Annotated in this window: 13 protein-coding genes and 1 pseudogene; all 14 read left to right on the forward strand. The window is 52.0% G+C overall.

Features of this window, described 5'->3' with window-relative positions; genetic code table 11:
* Positions 1–1,094 precede the first annotated feature (1,094 nt).
* On the forward strand, positions 1,095–2,123 hold the full coding sequence (locus ACFOEV_RS19340; protein ID WP_386776534.1) for an NAD-dependent epimerase: 1,029 nt from the start codon (positions 1,095–1,097) through the stop codon (positions 2,121–2,123).
* A 22-nt stretch (positions 2,124–2,145) separates the two neighbouring features.
* Entirely contained in the window at positions 2,146–3,912 is a 1,767-nt protein-coding gene (locus ACFOEV_RS19345) for an SLC13 family permease (protein WP_386776535.1), read from the forward strand.
* A gap of 153 nt (positions 3,913–4,065) precedes the next feature.
* Positions 4,066–4,869 (forward strand): 3'(2'),5'-bisphosphate nucleotidase CysQ, encoded by an 804-nt coding sequence (gene cysQ / locus ACFOEV_RS19350; protein WP_386776575.1) that lies wholly within the window; start codon positions 4,066–4,068, stop codon positions 4,867–4,869.
* Positions 4,870–4,983: 114 nt separating this feature from the next.
* Positions 4,984–5,901, forward strand: coding sequence for a sulfate adenylyltransferase subunit CysD (gene cysD / locus ACFOEV_RS19355; protein WP_386776536.1), 918 nt, complete (start codon positions 4,984–4,986; stop codon positions 5,899–5,901).
* Between the two features lie 90 nt (positions 5,902–5,991).
* Positions 5,992–6,336: a four helix bundle protein gene (locus tag ACFOEV_RS19360; protein ID WP_386776537.1), complete on the forward strand. Its 345-nt coding sequence runs from the start codon at positions 5,992–5,994 to the stop codon at positions 6,334–6,336.
* Between the two features lie 74 nt (positions 6,337–6,410).
* Positions 6,411–8,330 (forward strand): sulfate adenylyltransferase subunit CysN, encoded by a 1,920-nt coding sequence (gene cysN, locus ACFOEV_RS19365; protein ID WP_386776538.1) that lies wholly within the window; start codon positions 6,411–6,413, stop codon positions 8,328–8,330.
* 265 nt (positions 8,331–8,595) lie between these two features.
* Positions 8,596–9,918: a UDP-glucose dehydrogenase family protein gene (locus ACFOEV_RS19370; protein WP_386776539.1), complete on the forward strand. Its 1,323-nt coding sequence runs from the start codon at positions 8,596–8,598 to the stop codon at positions 9,916–9,918.
* A 46-nt stretch (positions 9,919–9,964) separates the two neighbouring features.
* Entirely contained in the window at positions 9,965–10,825 is an 861-nt protein-coding gene (locus ACFOEV_RS19375; RefSeq protein ID WP_386776540.1) for a glycosyltransferase family 2 protein, read from the forward strand.
* Positions 10,826–11,068: 243 nt separating this feature from the next.
* Complete coding sequence (locus ACFOEV_RS19380; protein ID WP_386776541.1) at positions 11,069–11,998, forward strand: hypothetical protein; 930 nt, start codon at positions 11,069–11,071, stop codon at positions 11,996–11,998.
* Positions 11,982–12,833: an FkbM family methyltransferase gene (locus tag ACFOEV_RS19385; RefSeq protein ID WP_386776542.1), complete on the forward strand. Its 852-nt coding sequence runs from the start codon at positions 11,982–11,984 to the stop codon at positions 12,831–12,833. Before ACFOEV_RS19380 ends, ACFOEV_RS19385 begins: the two co-directional genes overlap by 17 nt.
* Positions 12,834–12,903: 70 nt before the next feature.
* On the forward strand, positions 12,904–13,848 hold the full coding sequence (locus ACFOEV_RS19390) for a hypothetical protein (RefSeq protein WP_386776543.1): 945 nt from the start codon (positions 12,904–12,906) through the stop codon (positions 13,846–13,848).
* Positions 13,849–14,126: 278 nt separating this feature from the next.
* A pseudogene (locus tag ACFOEV_RS19395) lies at positions 14,127–14,318 on the forward strand (IS3 family transposase); the annotation flags it as partial.
* A gap of 180 nt (positions 14,319–14,498) precedes the next feature.
* Complete coding sequence (locus ACFOEV_RS19400) at positions 14,499–16,964, forward strand: hypothetical protein (RefSeq protein WP_386776544.1); 2,466 nt, start codon at positions 14,499–14,501, stop codon at positions 16,962–16,964.
* A 28-nt stretch (positions 16,965–16,992) separates the two neighbouring features.
* The gene (gene kdsA, locus ACFOEV_RS19405; RefSeq protein ID WP_386776576.1) at positions 16,993–17,826 is read left to right on the forward strand and encodes a 3-deoxy-8-phosphooctulonate synthase; all 834 of its coding nucleotides are present in this window, start codon (positions 16,993–16,995) and stop codon (positions 17,824–17,826) included.
* Positions 17,827–17,831 lie beyond the last annotated feature (5 nt).

The following is a 17,831-nucleotide window of genomic DNA, read 5'->3' on the forward strand; positions in this document are numbered from 1 at the left end:
AGCCAATCACGATGTTGAAACCATCGACTGGAGAGCCGTGTGCGGGAGAACCGCATGCACGGTTCGGAGGGCGGGGAGGCTATGCCTTCCCGACCCCTATCATTTGCTGCGGTGGTGTATTCACCTTCGTGCAGGATGGCCAGGGCGGGTTGTCCATTTGCTGCGGCGTTGGAGTTTACCCCTGCGCAGAGGGTGGTCAGAGTGGGTTTCGTAGGAGCGACGTCAGCCCGGGCCTAGTAGCACCGTATTCGCATACAAGCAGTGTGCTAATGTAGGAGTGGCTTTAGTCCGGGCGGCGTTCCGACGATCCGGCCGTCAGGCCGGCTTAGTGGCCAGCGCCCCACGACAAGACGATCAGCGAATCCTGCCGGCGGCGGTGGTTATTAGGCATAGCCCGGATGGCGTTACCCCATCGCGACTGAAGTCGCTCCTACATTTGCTGCGGTGGTGTATTCATCCCCATGCAGAGGGTGGCCAGGGTGGGTTATGCATTTGCCGCGGTGGTGTATTCACCCCCGTGCAGAGGGTGGCCAGGGCGGGTTGTCCATTTGCTGCGGCGTTGGAGTTTACCCCTGCGCAGAGGGTGGTCAGAGTGGGTTTCGTAGGAGCGACGTCAGCCCGGGCCTAGTAGCACCGTATTCGCATACAAGCAGTGTGCTAATGTAGGAGTGGCTTTAGCCGCGATCCGGCCGTCAGGCCGGCTTAGTGGCCAGTGCCTCACGACAAGACGATCCGCGAATCCTGCCGGCGGCGGTGGTTATTAGGCATAGCCCGGATGGCGTTACCCCATCGCGACTGAAGTCGCTCCTACATTTGCTGCGGTGGTGTATTCATCCCCATGCAGAGGGTGGCCAGGGTGGGTTATGCATTTGCTGCGGTGGTGTATTCACCCCCGCGCAGAGGGTGGCCAGGGTGGGTTGTGCATTTCCTGTGTAATTGTGTGTAATTGGCTACCCTGATAGAACCCTAAAACAGCAGCCATAGCATAAGCGGCGCTTCAACGATCCGGCAGCCTGGTATGGCACCACAGCCACGTAGGAGCGCACGGTCCGGCGTCCCGGCTTGCTGCGCGATGGAACGGAACCTCTCTCTTCATGAAAACACTCGTCACTGGCAACGCCGGCTTTATCGGCTTCCACACCGCCAAGAGGCTGCTGGAGCGCGGCGACAGCGTGGTCGGTTTCGATGACGTCGACGATTACTACGACGTCACCCTAAAGGAAGCTCGCCTCGAGATCCTCGAGGAAACGGCCGAACGCAGTGGCAGCGAATACCATTTCATCCGCGCCGATCTCGCCGACCGCCAGGCAGTGGAAGACTGTTTCGCGCAGCACCACCGTTTCGACAGGGTGATCCACCTGGCTGCCCAGGCAGGGGTACGCTATTCGCTGAAGAACCCGCACTCCTATGTGCAGAGCAATATCGTCGGCTTCACCAACATCCTCGAAGCCTGCCGGCACAACTGGATACCGCATCTGACCTATGCCAGCACCAGCAGCGTCTACGGTGCCAACACCAACATGCCGTTCAGCGAGCATGTCGGCGTCGATCACCCCCTGCAGTTCTACGCGGCCACCAAGCGGGCCAACGAGTTGATGGCACACAGCTATAGCCACCTGTACAAGCTGCCGACCACCGGCCTGCGCTTCTTCACCGTCTATGGACCGTGGGGCCGGCCGGACATGGCGCTGTTCATGTTCACCAAGAAGATACTGGCGGGTGAGCCGATCCCGGTGTTCAACCACGGCCACCACACCCGCGACTTCACCTATATCGACGACATCGTGGAAGGGGTGATTCGCGCCAGCGACGACATCGCCCGGCCCAACCCGGCATGGAACAGCGACACCCCCGACCCGGCAACCAGCAACGCGCCGTATCGCCTCTTCAATATCGGCAATAACAACCCGGTGAAACTCAGCGCCTATATCGAAGCGATCGAGGAAGCCCTGGGCAAGAAGGCCATCAAGGACCTGCTACCGCTGCAACCCGGCGATGTCCCGGATACCTACGCCGATAGCACCGAGCTGGAAAGGGCCGTGGGTTACAAGCCCGCCACGCCGGTGACGGAAGGGGTGGCAAGGTTCGTCGAGTGGTATCAGGAATTTTATAGCCGTGGGTAATAGACAGGCGGGCCAGCGTTAAATGGAGTTGACGGCGTTAATTACCCTGGGCGTTGTTGCGACTGTCCTGTTCACGCTGGCGCTGACGCGTATTGCTCCGGATGTGACGCTGATGGCGGCGCTGGCCTTTCTGGTCATTTCCGGCATTCTCACCCCCGGCGAAGCCCTGGTGGGATTCTCCAATCCCGGCGTGATGACCATCGCCGTGCTCTACGTGGTGGCGGCAGGGCTGAAGGAGACCGGCGCGATTCAATGGGTTGCCCATAGCTTGCTGGGCCAGCCCAAGCGCCTTCAACAGGCCCAGCTCCGGGTGCTGCTGCCGGCCTCCGGGCTCAGCGCCTTCATGAACAATACCACCGTGGTGGCGATGTTCATCCCGGCGGTGCAGGAGTGGGCGCAGCGACTTAGGCTGCCGCCCTCCAAGCTGCTGTTGCCGCTCAGCTATGCGGCCATCATCGGCGGCACCTGCACCCTGATCGGCACCAGCACCAACCTGGTGGTGGATGGCCTGCTGCAGAGCGAGAAAGGCGTATCTCTCGGCATGTTCGACCTGGCCTGGGTCGGGGTGCCGTTATTGTTCGTGGGAGGCATCTTCCTGTACTGCTTTGCCGACCGCTTGCTGCCTGATCGCCTGGGGGTGCTCGAACAGCTCGAGAGCGCTCGCGAATACAGCGTGGAAGTGAGTGTGGAGCCCAAGGGGCCGCTGCCGGGCAAGACGATTCAGGAAGCGGGGCTGCGTAGCCTCAGTCACGGCTACCTGGCGGATATCGAGCGCGACGGGCGCTTGATGACCGCGGTGCCGCCAGACACCCAGCTTCAGGCCGGCGATATCCTGGTGTTTATCGGCGCGCCGGAATGCGCGCGGGAGCTGCGTCGCATCCACGGCTTGAAGCCCGCCACCGGCGACGTGCACAAGTTGGACATCGCGCATCATCACCGTTGCCTGGTGGAGGCGGTGATCGGGCCGGATTTCGCGGGGCTGCGACAAACCGTCAAGGAATCGCGCTTTCGCAGCCGCTATCAGGCGGTGATTCTCTCCATTTCGCGCGGCGGGCGCCGCTTGCCGGGCAAGGTCGGTAGCATCAGGTTTCAGGTGGGCGATACGCTACTACTGGAAACCGGCCAGGAATTCGTCGAGCAGTATCGCTACCGCAAGGACTTCTTGCTGGTCAGCGCGCTCAACGACTCCACACCGCCCAATTTCCGCAAGGCGCCCTGGGCATTGGCGATCCTGGGGGCCATGGTCGCCTCCAGTGCGCTGGGGCTGTTGACCATTCTGGAAGCGGCGTTCCTCGCCGGTGGCGCCATGCTGATGACCCAGTGCCTGCCGGCCAGCAAGGCCCGGCGCTATGTCGACCTGTCCGTCCTGATCGTCATCGCCGCCTCGTTCTCGTTGGGGGCGGCGATGAACAAGACCGGCGCCGCCGGCCAGATCGCCCAATGGCTGATGTTCGCCGATGACCTATCGCCCTGGCTGGCCTTGGCACTGGTCTATGCGATGACGGTGGCCTTCACCGAACTGATCACCAACAATGCCGCGGCGGTGCTGATGTTCCCCATCGCCATGGCCGTGGCCGAGCAACTGGGCGTCAATTTCATGCCCTTCGCGCTCACCATCATGTTCGCCGCTTCCGCCAGTTTCATGACCCCCCTGGGCTACCAGACCAACCTGATGGTGCTGGGACCGGGGGGCTATCGCTTTAGCGACTATATGCGCCTCGGCGCGCCGCTGAGCGTTTTGGTGGCGATAACGGCGGTGGGGCTGATTCCCCTGGTTTGGCGATTTTGACTCGTGGTAAGCGAGAAGAGCTTTTAGCTATAAGCTGTGAGCTGTAAGTAACCCAAAAAACAGCCGTTGATGGGATTTTTCTTACAGCTTACGGCTTACAGCTTAGCGCTGTGTTTTCAAGGAGTTCCCGTGACGAATTTTGTAACTGCCGACATGCAGGTGCGCTTGATCGAGGGCGTGCACGAAGCCGGTAAGCAGGTGCTGAAGGTCTATCAGGAAGATTTCGAGGTCGAGACCAAGGCCGACGAGAGCCCGCTGACCGCAGCGGATATGGCTTCTCACCATGCGTTGGTGGCATTGCTGGAAGAGGTCAGCCCGGGGGTCCCGGTACTATCCGAGGAGTCGGACGAAGTCTCTTTCGCCACTCGCCAGCAGTGGCGGCGTTACTGGTTGATCGACCCGCTCGATGGCACCAAGGAGTTCGTCAGCAAGAACGGTGAATTCACCCTGAACGTGGCGCTGGTCGAAGAGGGCGTACCGGTATTCGGGATCGTGCATGCCCCGGTTCTCGATGCCACCTGGTGGGGGCAGCAAGGGCTGGGCGCGTACAAGATCGACGCCAAGAGAAAAAGAGCCATTCAGGTCCGCCAATTGCCGGACCCGGAGCTCGCCCCGTGGAAGGTCGTCGGCAGCCGCCGTCATGGTGCCGAAGCCTTCGAGACATTCTGTGCAGAACTTCCCCATCACGAGCGGGTCTCCATGGGTAGTTCATTGAAACTGTGCCTGGTCGCCGAAGGCCAAGCGGATCTGTATCCGCGGCTGGCGCCGACCAGCGAATGGGATACCGCCGCCGCCCAGGCCGTCGTCACCGCTGCCGGTGGCGAAGTGCTCGATGCCCACACGCTCGAGCCGCTGCGCTGCAACCAGCAGGACAGCGTACTCAACCCCTGGTTTCTCGTCTGTGGGCAGCGGGATGAACGTTGGGAAAAGGCCCTCCGGGCCAGCGTTAAGCGTTAAGCCATAAGCTGTAAGTAACCCCAACACCACCACGGGTGGTTTTTCTTACAGCTTCAAGCTTACAGCTTACAGCTTGCTTCTATTGCCCCTTATCGTGAATTCCTGGAAAACCCTATGACCGAACTCACTCCCGAACGCGCCACCCACCTCAAGCAGCTCGAAGCGGAGTCGATCCATATCATCCGTGAAGTGGCCGCCGAGTTCCGCCACCCGGTGATGCTGTACTCCATCGGCAAGGATTCCTCGGTGATGCTGCACCTGGCGCGCAAGGCCTTCTACCCCGGCACGCCGCCGTTCCCGCTGATGCACGTCAACACCACCTGGAAGTTCCGCGAGATGATCGAATTCCGCGATCGCATGGCGGCGGAGACGGGCATGGACCTGATCGAGAAGATCAACCAGGACGGTGTGGCGGCTGGCATCAACCCCTTCGACCACGGCAGCGCCAAGTACACCGACATCATGAAGACCCAGGCGCTCAAGCAGGCGCTCTCCGAGCACGGCTTCGATGCCGCCTTCGGTGGCGCGCGCCGCGACGAGGAAGCCTCCCGGGCCAAGGAGCGGGTCTACTCGTTCCGCGACAAGTACCACCGCTGGGACCCCAAGAACCAGCGCCCGGAGCTGTGGAACGTCTACAACGCCAAGGTCAACAAGGGCGAGTCGATCCGCGTGTTCCCGCTGTCCAACTGGACCGAGCTCGACATCTGGCAGTACATCTACCTCGAGCAGATCCCCATCGTGCCGCTGTACTACGCGGCACCGCGCCCGGTGGTCGAGCGCGACGGCATCCTGATCATGGTCGACGACGAACGCCTGCCGCTCGAACCCGGCGAAGTGCCCGAGGAGAAGTGGGTACGCTTCCGCACCCTGGGCTGCTACCCGCTGACCGGGGCCGTGGAATCCAAGGCCACCACCTTGCCCGAGATCATCCAGGAGATGCTGCTGACCAAGACCAGTGAACGCAGCGGCCGCGCCATCGACCACGACCAGGCGGGGTCGATGGAAAAGAAGAAGAGGGAGGGGTACTTCTAACTTGCCGGAGGCGAGTTAGAGAGCCGTAAGCTGTAAGCCTTAAGCCTTAAGAAACCCCAAAAGCAAACACCAGGGCATGGGAGGGAACCCATGAATTTTGAGAGGTTGTTGGTATGGAAGCGATCCGCCAGGTTATCGGCAGATCTCTATCAAACACTGCGGGAATTACGGGATTTTGGTTTTCGGGATCAAATTACGCGCTCCGGTTTGTCGGTGCCCAGCAATATCGCTGAAGGAATGAGCCGAGCCACCAGAAAGGATAAACGGCATTTTCTGGTGGTGGCCCGAGGTTCATGCGCCGAATTGCGCACACAGATCTATATCGGCATGGAAATCGGCTACGTAGCACAGGACAAAGGGCGAGAGTGGTTGCAGGAAACCCGTGAGGTGTCTTCCATGCTCGCTGGCCTGATCACCACCTTGGACAACGAATAACCCAGCGCTGTAGGCGTTTGCTGTTGGGGTTTCTAACAGCTTACAGCTTACGGCTTACAGCTCAGGACTTTACTATGTCACATCAATCAGCCCTCATCTCGGACAACATCGAAGCCTACCTCAAGGAGCACGAGCAAAAAGACCTCCTGCGCTTCATCACCTGTGGCAGTGTCGACGACGGCAAGTCGACCCTGATCGGGCGGTTGCTGCACGACTCCAAGATGATCTACGAGGACCAGCTCGCGGCGATCACGAAGGCCTCGAAGACCAGCGGCACCACCGGCGACGCCGTCGACCTGGCGCTGCTGGTCGATGGCCTGCAGTCGGAGCGCGAGCAGGGCATCACCATCGACGTCGCCTACCGCTTCTTCTCCACCGACCGGCGCAAGTTCATCATCGCCGACACCCCGGGGCACGAGCAGTACACCCGCAACATGGCCACCGGGGCCTCGACGGCGAGCCTGGCGGTGATCCTGATCGACGCCCGTTACGGGGTGCAGACGCAAACGCGGCGGCATAGCTTCATCGCCGACCTGCTGGGCATCCAGCACCTGGTGATCGCGGTCAACAAGATGGACCTGGTCGACTTCTCGCAGGCGCGTTTCGACGAGATCGTCGCCGACTACCAGGAATTCGCCGAGAAGCTCAATGCCCGCGACCTGCGCTTCGTGCCGCTGTCGGCGCTGGAAGGCGACAACGTGGTCAACCAAAGCGAACGGACGCCGTGGTACGAAGGCCCCGCACTGCTCGAACTGCTGGAAACGGTGGAGGTCGCCCACGACAGCAACCTCCGCGATTTGCGCCTACCGGTGCAGTACGTCAACCGCCCCAACCTGGATTTTCGCGGCTACTGCGGCACGCTGGCGGCAGGCATCCTGCGCCCCGGCCTGGCGGTCAAGGCGCTGCCATCCGGCAAGACCTCGACCGTCGAGCGCATCGTCACCTACGACGGTGACTTGGAGATCGCCTATCCCGGCCAGGCGATCACCGTGACGCTTACCGACGAGATCGACATCTCGCGCGGCGACTGGCTGGTGGCGGCGGACGCCGAAGTGCCGCTGTCCAACGTCTTCGAAGCCGATATCGTGTGGATGCACGACACGGCTCTGGAAACCGGCAAGCTCTATGATTTCAAGCTGGCGACACGCGATGCGGCGGGGCAGGTTGCCGAAATCGACTACCAGGTCGACGTCAACACCCTGGAACATCGCAATGCCGATCACCTGGATCTCAATGCCATCGGTCGCTGCCGGGTCGAACTGACCACCCCGGTGCCGGTGGACGACTACCGCGTGAGCCCTGGCACCGGCAGCTTTATCGTCATCGACCGCCTGACCAACGTCACGGTGGGCGCCGGCATGATCCACCGCATGCTGGAAACCGAACTGCCCTACGAATTCCGCGCGCACGACAGCAAGGCCAACGTGGTGTGGAACCGCACCAGCGTCACGCCGGCCATGCGTGCGCAGATCAAGGGGCACGCCGGCAAGTGCATCTGGTTCACCGGGCTTTCCGGCGCCGGCAAATCGTCCATCGCCAATGCGCTGGAAGTCGAGCTCAATCGCCGCGGCTGCCACACCATGCTGCTCGACGGCGATAACGTTCGCCATGGCCTGTGCAAGGACCTGGGCATGAGCGAAGAGGATCGCACCGAGAACATCCGCCGCGTGGGCGAGATCGCCAAGCTGTTTTCCGAGGCGGGCATCATCGTGATCACAGCCTTCATCTCGCCCTTCCGGGCTGACCGGGAGGCGGTACGGGCGCTTTTCAAGGAAGGCGATTTCATCGAAGTGCACGTCGATACGCCGATGGATATCTGTGAGCAGCGCGACCCGAAAGGGCTGTATCAGAAGGCGCGCGAAGGGAAGATCAAGGACTTCACCGGCATCAACAGCCCGTACGAGGTGCCCAAGGCCGCAGAGCTAACGCTAAGAACGATGGACCATGAGCAGCACGAACTCGTGAACCAGGTCATCAAGCGGCTTGCCTTGTAATGGATGTTTTGTAGAAGGAACGGCCACAAGCTCCAAGTGAAAAATTGAGGCTCTCTTGGCATTGAGAGTTCTAGATGTCACGTGGTTGCCGCTAATTCTTCCGGCCGGTTGGCGATCTCAATCGCTGCTGTTTTGCCGGTGGTGCTATGCCGATTAGCCATTGCCTTATCACCCAAAAGACTGCGCAATGTCTGGCGATACTCTGAGTATTGGATGCAAATTAGTGCTGCTATTATTGGTTAAATTTAGGGATTAAAAAATCGCAATGAACGTCACAGTATTTGGAACGGGTTATGTAGGTTTAGTTCAGGGTGCGATTTTGGCCGAGGTTGGTCACCATGTGATCTGTGTGGATGTAGATGCCGGGAAGGTCGAACGTTTGAAGCAGGGCATTATCCCCATTTACGAGCCCGGCCTGGAACCGTTGGTCAAGGAAAACTATCAGGCGGGGCGCCTGGACTTCACGACCGATGCGGTGCTGGGAGTTAGGCATGGGGAGGTACAATTCATTGCCGTAGGCACTCCTCCTGATGAAGACGGCTCCGCGGACCTGCAGTATGTACTGGCCGTAGCCGACACCATCGCCCAGCATATGGAAAGCCACCGGATCATCATCGACAAGTCCACCGTGCCGGTAGGCACCGCCGACAAGGTCAAGGCCACGGTCGCTGCTACTCTGGAGAAGCGCGGCCGTCAGGATCTGAGCTTCGATGTCGTCTCCAACCCGGAATTTCTCAAGGAAGGCTCCGCAGTGGCGGACTGCCTGAAGCCCGACCGCATCATCATCGGGACGGAAAGCGAAGACACCGAAGAGACGATGCGTGAACTCTATGCGCCATTCAACCGCAACCATGAAAAGATCATCGTCATGGATGTGCGCAGCGCCGAGCTGACCAAATATGCCGCCAACTGCATGCTGGCGACCAAGATCAGCTTCATGAACGAGATCGCTAACCTGGCCGAACTGTTGGGTGCCGATATCGAGATGGTGCGCCAAGGGATCGGTAGCGACCCGCGTATTGGCTACCACTTTATCTATCCCGGGGTGGGCTACGGCGGCTCCTGCTTCCCCAAGGACGTGCAAGCCTTGATTCGCACTGCGAGCAGCATCGAGTTCGATGCCCAAGTGCTGAAGGCCGTGGAAACGCGTAACAATACCCAGAAGACCACGCTATTCAAGAAGATGCACAAGCATTTTCAGGGCGCGCTAGAAGGCAAGACCTTCGCACTCTGGGGCTTGTCGTTCAAACCCAATACTGATGACATGCGTGAAGCACCGAGCCGGGTGCTGATGGAGGCCCTTTGGGAAGCGGGTGCCAGGGTGCAGGCTTATGACCCTGAAGCCATGGAAGAAGCGCAGCGCATCTATGGGAACCGTGACAAGCTAACCCTATGTGGTACTAAGGAAAGCGCCCTGAAGGATGCGGACGCGTTGGTGATCGTGACCGATTGGCAGGCTTTCAAGGCGCCGGATTTCGACATGATCAAGCAACAGCTTGGCGAGGCAACCATCTTCGATGGCCGCAACCTGTTCGAGCCCAAGCGTATGGCCAGGAAAGGCATCACCTACTACAGCGTTGGTCGCTGATCAGCGGGGAGTCGGTTACCATGCCTAACGGCGCAACCTACAACAAATGAAATACTCGGTGATCGTCCCGGTATATGAACACTGGCATCTAGTGCCTGCACTCATTGCATGCTTGCAGGCACAGAGCCTATCCCAACGGCACTTCGAAGTATTGCTGGTGGATAACGGCTCACAGGATTTTCAACCACCTCAAGGGCTGCCAGAGAATGTGACAGTACTGCGGTGTGACACGCCGGGTTCTTACGCCGCTAGAAACCACGCCATACAGCATGCGCAAGGTGACTGGTATGTATTCACCGATGCCGACTGCCAGCCATACCCCGATTGGTTAGAACAGCTAGATCTGGCTATTGATGCACTATCTGACGGAACCACAATTCTTGCTGGGGCTGTAAACGTAATAAGTGCATCGTCTCGCCCCAACGCTTATGAAAAATACGACATGGTAAAAGGGATACCCCAGGCTTGGTATGTCAGCCGGGGCTATGCCGCCACAGCCAATCTGGCGGTGCACAGCCGGGTAGTCGCGGCCATGAACGGTTTCGATGCCAGCCGCTATTCGGGAGGCGACACTGATTTCTGCCGTAGAGCATGCAAGGCCGGTTACACCCTTGCTTTTGTGCCTTCGGCAGTGGTCAATCACCCAGCACGCGATACTTGGCAAGCCTTGGCCACTAAGGCCAAAAGGATCAAGGGTGGACAGATAATTGCTGGATCCTTGACCCGTCGCACTCTGTGGCTGCTTAGAACCCTGACACCCCCCTCAGTGGCAATCTGGCGTTTCGCAACAAACACGAAGCATCCCTTTGGTTATCGTGTAACGGCGGTTGTTATCCAGTTTCGCATATGGAGGCTGGAGTTATGGGAAGTCATTCGCCTCATGCGGGTAAGTGCTGAAAGGCGATAGTCTTTTAAGGCCATAATGAAGAACCCGGCATATCGCGACACAAGTTATTCAGGAGTCTACCGAAGAATTTAAGTGGTCGTAGAGAGGACGGCTAGCTCGTTGCTCCTTCGTACTTTGTGTCAAACGGTACATTCCGCGCGCGTTCTTAAAGAATAGCAGGAGAATTACTCGAATCTGCAACGGAACTCAAGGAAGAAACGCGCAACTACTAGAGCAGTCTCATAGAGTCTAGGAGAATACGACATGTTAAGCGAACATGATTCGCAAGCCTTGAGCGGGGGTAGCAGCAGAACAAAGGCTGAACAGTTGATCATGGTCAACCTGACAGGTAGCGCATGCGATAACTGGCTGAATGCCATGCAGCGAGCAGGTCAGCCTTGGACGGATGACGTGCTTGAAACGCTTTCAGATGCCAAGGCAGTACTTGCTAAGGCCAAGAAGCAGGGCGTGCACTTGTTGGTACTCTACCGGAAGCCAGCTGACGTGATTGCGGAGGCCATTATCAATGGTGCTCGGCCCACACAAGCATTGACAATCTGGCGGGGTGAAGCAGATGAGTTGCTGAATATCTATCGCCATCACCGGCGACAGATGACGTTGGTAGAGCGAAGGGGAGCTGAGGCTAACTCGGAGACACTATCTCGTCTTCTGGATGAACGGACGGGAATTAAGTTGGAAACACTAGCTCAAAGCACGTACCAACCGAGCTTCGAACATCAAGACGATAAAGCAATCTTCCAGGCATTAGCACTGCAGGCTCTCCAAGATCAGAAAGGCAAACACCTTGCTCAAGAGCTTGAGGCCAGTTCACTTCCGTTGGTTGATTCAGAGGCAGTCGTAACTGTAGTTGATCAGGCGTTCGACGCCATTCAGTCGCAGGTGGGTGAGGGAAATAAAGAACTAGAAGCAGAGAATGCATTGCTATTGGAACAGCTTCATCACACGCAAGAAGAGTTGGAGAGATACTATCTTTCACTAAAGAAAACTGAGGTAGAGATTAGTAAGAAGAATGATAAGATTAAAAGCTTTTCTCAGAAAAATAAAAAGTTAAAAAGCGAAATTGATCGCTTGCGAAATTCAAAATCATGGAAGATAACAGCCCCACTTCGGAATGGTATTAAGGTATTGGGTAGTAAGAAAAAAGGTGAGAGGGCTAATGATACAGCCGACTGATGATGTCAACGGGACGATCCTGCATATTGGTGCTGGGGAATGCCAAGAGCTGAGCTACTATCTGGAGACGTCTGCCGAAACTGTTGTGTTGGTTGAGCCAAACCCAGAAGCTGCCACAAAGCTACGTCAGCAATCCGCTGCTCATTTTTCGCGTATTAACATTCATGAAATGGCAGTCTCAAAAAGCGATGGTAAAGCTCCGTTCAAAGTACTCAACTATCCGGCATTCAGCAGTCTTCATGAGTCAATACAATTGAGAACATTGTTTCCTGGTTTGCTTTGTGCCAAGCAGGTGGAAGTGGAAACGAAAAGTGCAACAAATTTTTTTAATGAAATTGAATTGAATCCAAGAAAGAAGAATTGGTTGATTGTTGATGCGCCGGGGGATGAATTGGAAATCCTTCAAGCATGCAAAAAAAACAATCATCTCCATAAATTCCAATTTGTCACCCTACATTGTAGTGTTTTAAATTCATACAGAGAGTCTATAGAAAGTATAGATATAAAATGTTGGTTGGTTCAGCAAGGGTATAAGGTAAATCAGACAGATGATTCAGACCCTGATTCAATTATTTTGCTTTTTTCATTAGATGTTTTGAGGGTTGAAAATAGGGCTTTAAAGGAAGAAAACATAAAGTTAAAAAGCGATTTGTCGGCGTCGTTGCGACAAAAAAGCTTGCAGGAAGCTGACTTGGAGGAATTAAAAAAACGTTATTTGGAAGTCCGTGAGGCGGAAAAAAGGCAGCATGAATTATTGATAAGAATAAAGCAAAGCCTATTAGTTGCTAAGGAATATCTTCATTTATTAGAAGATCGCTTCACTAAGAAGCAGTAAGAGTTTAGATGATTGTGTAGTGTGAGCTAATGCTAGGTTTTTAAAATTTACCTGAGGCGGGGATGTTATCATGAATGGTATTCCAGCTAAAGAAATAGATATTATTGAAAATAGCATAAGCGATGCGCTCGAAATGCTAGTAGATTATAATGAAGACACGGTCTCATCCCCCAAGCAAGTTGAATCTCTTTCATGGCTACTCAATAAGAGTGATGAGCTTCAGGTTCTGCGCAAAAGTACTGCCTTAGAGCCAATAAGAACTATTCACCATTTTGCATGTACTGGTGGAACCTTAGTGGCAAAGTGCTTAGCAAGCATGCCGAACACTCAGCTAATCAGTGAAGTGGATCCACTTAGTACTTTACACATTCAATCGGGAAAACCCAGGTTTTCACCTACTGATATAATCAGCTTGCTAAATTTTAGCGTGCGTCCCCTCTCTCAGAAAGTTTTTACTGAAATATTCGTGAGCGGAATAGAGGCATTGCATAATGCTATGCAGCGTGATGGGCAGTATTTGATTTTAAGGGACCATACACATAGCCATTTTTGCACTGAACAGTTTTTGTCAGAAAGATTAACATTTAGAGCTATCATGAGAGAAAGGTTTTCGCTATGTTCAGCAATCACTGTGCGGCATCCGCTAGATTCTTTTATATCCCTTAAAAATAATGGGTGGATTCATTTTGAACCTGCGACATTAGAAGAATACTCAATACGCTACCTCTGTTTTTTGAAGGAATATAATAATGTCCCTTTAATAAAGTACGAAAATTTCGTAAGAAGCCCACAGAAAACAATGAAAAGCTTATGCGAAATTTTATGTTTACCCTACGACTCCAGTTTCACTGAAACATTTAATCTTATAAAGTTAACCGGGGATAGTGGTCGTAAAAGTGAAGAAATATCAGAGCGGCCTCGTCGAGAAATCCCCGCGATACTTTATGAGGAAGCTTTAGAATCCCCAGCATTTAATAAGCTTTGTGAACTTATGAATTATGAGCCGCATTCCTAATGCCTTATTTTGCTATACCTAACTGGCTTGTGAAAGAAATATTTATTCCGGATTAAAGCGAAATGCTATCTTTTTAATGTTTAGCCACAAGTTTAGCAATCAACAGAACAGGAACAGCCACGGCACGCCCAGCATAAGTCGCTTGAGGTGTGCAGAAACCTGGGGATCATTACAACCCGACGTCGGTTTTCCGATGAATTCAAGGCGGATGCGGTGAGCCTGGTGTTTGATCAGGGTATTCGGTATCCGAGGCCGCCCGGTGGCTGGGACTTAAGCGCAGCGTGCTGGACCGTCAGTTCATGGTGGCGAAATCGAATCGGGCCTGGGTGGCCGACACACGGCGATCTGGACGCTGGAGGGCTGGCTGCGGCGCTCGACCTCCACGACCGGCAGTTGGTGGGCTGGGCGATGCTCGACTACATGCGCACGCAGCTGTGTTGGACGCTCTTGAGATGGCCGTGGGTCGTCGGCCCTAGTCGGCCCTATCTGTCTTCCGTTGGATATAAACGCATAAATCAAAGCCCGCAAGCAACCATTTAAAAAGTTATGTAATCTAATTAAATCTTACGGGCAGTGTTATATGATAGCTAAGATCATAGCACGCCACCTCTAGTTTATCCTCTGAGAAAAATGTAGTAATAGGCGCGTTCATGAAAATACTTTTTTTAGTACCTTCAAAATTAGATGGTCCTTCAGCCAGGTATGTTATAGATCTTTCGTTAGAGCTAATAAAATCAAATTTAGATGTATTGATATCATCAGAAAGTGAAAGCTGTGTTATACATAGAAATAAAAATAAGTGCGTCAATAATATAAAACTACCTAACATAGAAAATTTTTCATATTTCAATAGCTACATTTCAAGCATAATAAAGGAAAAAATACATGTAGTGATTTCAATTGGGTCGAGAGTAAAAATAGACCTTATTAGTCTTCATTTGAAAAAATCAGGCGTCTTTTACATTAAGCAATTTGAGGATGACGAGGAAACAATTTTTGTTAATTGCAATCCAAAAGAAAATTCTGGAAGGTATCAAGAATTAATTAAAGAATCTGTAAAGGAAAATATTTCAAATGTAGATCTAGAAGGGCTGCATAAATCTAATTACAGAATTATTGATCCTTACTTAAAAGGTTTGACCTTGTCTGCTCTAGATGGGTATGCCAAAATTTGGGGCGGATTGAAATATGATGAGGAAGGCTATATAAAAAACAAAAGATGGTTTCAACTTCCACCAGTTTGCTCTGAAAGCCAAATTTATAATTTAGAAAAAATAATATGCTGCAATGAAGAAGATGATAATGTTCATTACTTTTTAGCAGGCAGCATTTATTCAGTTGAAGATGCTGAAATATTTCTGAAAGCTTGGATGCGCTTCAAGGCTAATGAAAACAAAGCTGTTCTTAATATATCAAAGTCCAGAACATCCAAAAAAGTTCTCGATGTGATTGATAAAAAGTACCAAGGTAGGCTTAATATTAAGCTTCTTGATTTAAAGGACGACAATGATTACCAGCTAATTTTGGCAAAAGCCACTTATGTTGTTTCTATTGGTGGAGGACAGTTTGATGAAAAAAGGCTTCCGTCTAGACTTGTAAAAGCAATGTTCCTTAAGAAGATAATTATCACACCAAGTGCCGGTTTTGGTAATTCTCTATCAGATGAGATAAATTCTATAATTTGCTATAAAAACACTACTCTAGACTGGTGCGATGCCTTAGAAAGATCTTTCTTGAAAAAAAGTGATAATTCTATTAAGCAAGAAGCATACAAGTTTGCGCAGAAACATTTCAACATTAAAAAAGTATCTAAGGAGCTTGTAAAATATATTGCGTTTAGTGTGAATAAAGAAAATTTGGCGACTGATAGTAGATTCCGAGATGCAAAACGTTTAAAATCTATAAGAAATGATGTAGAAAACAATTTGATGGCTGATCATTTCAGCATATTAAAAAATCTAAGGCCACAGCCAATAAAAAGAATTAAATTTAGGTTAATATTCTCAGGCGACTGTCTTTTTGTTCAAACATTGGATCGTGCTGATTACAGTTATCAAGTAGAGTGCTCTGCTGAGAGTCTGATCAGAAAAAATCAAAAAAGCAGTTTTTTAGACAGCGGTTTTATATATCTGCATAATCATGGCGAATGTAATGTTTTTGGTTATAAAATCAAGCATAATTTATCAAAAGAAGATTTTTTTATTTTGGTCAACCTTGTTAAGGGTAAGTTTTCTTACTTGGCTCCGTCCCAAAGATCTCGCTTATTTGACAAATTAAAGCTAACATATAGACTTTACCTAGTGGCGCATCAGTTAATTCAAAATTTAAAAATATCAAATATAATTTTTCACGCAGACATGCAGTCAACTGAAGCAATTTTAAGCTCACTAATAAATGAATTAGAAAAAGATGTATCGACAATTTCATTACAACATGCTTTATTCTATGATACAAATGATGAAAATGATTTAAATATCGTTAATAGTCGTGTAAGTCCTAGTGCATATTCTTTTTTTTGGGATGATCATGTATCTAGCATTGTTTGTAAACACAACCCACGCAAAGTGGCTGTTAATACACATCCCATTCCTTCTTTTTTGTTCAAAAACATGGACTTCAATCAGAAGAAGTCTGAGTTTCTAGCAATACTAGATGGTCCGAATCATCATGCATATAACTTGCAGCTACTAGATATTTGTGACAAGCTTGTTGATAATAAAAAAATTTCTTGCTACGACATTAAGGTGCATCCTTACCATAGCCAAGATTTTGTAAATGAGATAAACCAAAAGTTTAAAGGAAAGGTTATAAATCAATTTGGCAGCAGCTATGAAAATGTTGTTTTTATATCTTCAAGTCTAGGTTACGATTTTAATAGAGTGGGGAGTAAAACATTTCAATATGTATCAAGCGACTTGCTAGAAAAAAAAGACATATACCACCATCCTAAAATATTTCAATTTAAAGACTTTGATACTTTTCTAAAAGGGAAGTCGTTGTTGTCCACTGAGAAAAACAACACTATTGTAGGGAAAAGCGGTGTTTTGGAGTATCAGAAAAGCTTTATAGAAGCGCTAGATTTTGTTAGGAAAAAGAATAAGCTTGATCTTTGTTGAAATCAATGAGCCGGACTTTGGAGAACTTATGGGAAAGTTTAAAAGCATTGGAAATTATTCTCCATTTACTTTGGTGGGTGGAATTAATGTCATAGAGTCTAAGGATTTGGTCTTCCAATCTTGCGAGGAATACATTCGTGTCACACAAAAATTAAAAATACCTTATATTTTTAAGGCAAGCTTTGATAAAGCCAATCGCACGTCAATTCATTCTTACCGTGGCCCTGGACTGGAAGAAGGCCTTCGGATTTTCGAAGACGTGAAGAGAGAGTTTGGGGTGCAGGTGATTACTGATGTCCACGAACCCTGGCAAGCTGCACCCGTGGCTGAAGTGGTTGATGTATTGCAACTTCCTGCTTTTTTAGCCCGACAGACAGATCTGGTCGTGGCTATGGCGAAAACCGGTAAACCGATCAACATTAAAAAGCCCCAGTTCCTCAGTCCAGGCCAGATGGTGCATATCGTCGATAAGTTTAAAGAAGCCGGCAATGATCAGTTGATGCTCTGCGACCGTGGTACCTGCTTTGGTTACGATAACGTAGTTGTCGATATGCTCGGCTTTGGGGTGATGAGGGAGACCTGCGGCGACTTGCCAATTATCTTCGATGTGACCCACGCGCTTCAGCAGCGTGACCCTTTTGGAGCAGCTTCTGGTGGACGCCGCAAGCAGGTTCTGGAGTTGGCGCGCGCGGGTATGGCTGTGGGCATTGCTGGCCTGTTCCTGGAAGCGCACCCCGACCCGGACAATGCCAAGTGTGATGGCCCAAGCGCCTTGCCAATGCACCTACTTGAACCGTTCCTCTCTCAGGTCAAGGCCATCGATGATGTGGTGAAATCTAAGCCAAAACTTGAGATCGGCTAAGGAGC

The sequence above is a fragment of the Litchfieldella rifensis genome, from assembly GCF_042646605.1.
GTDB classification, from domain to species: Bacteria; Pseudomonadota; Gammaproteobacteria; order Pseudomonadales; family Halomonadaceae; genus Litchfieldella; species Litchfieldella rifensis.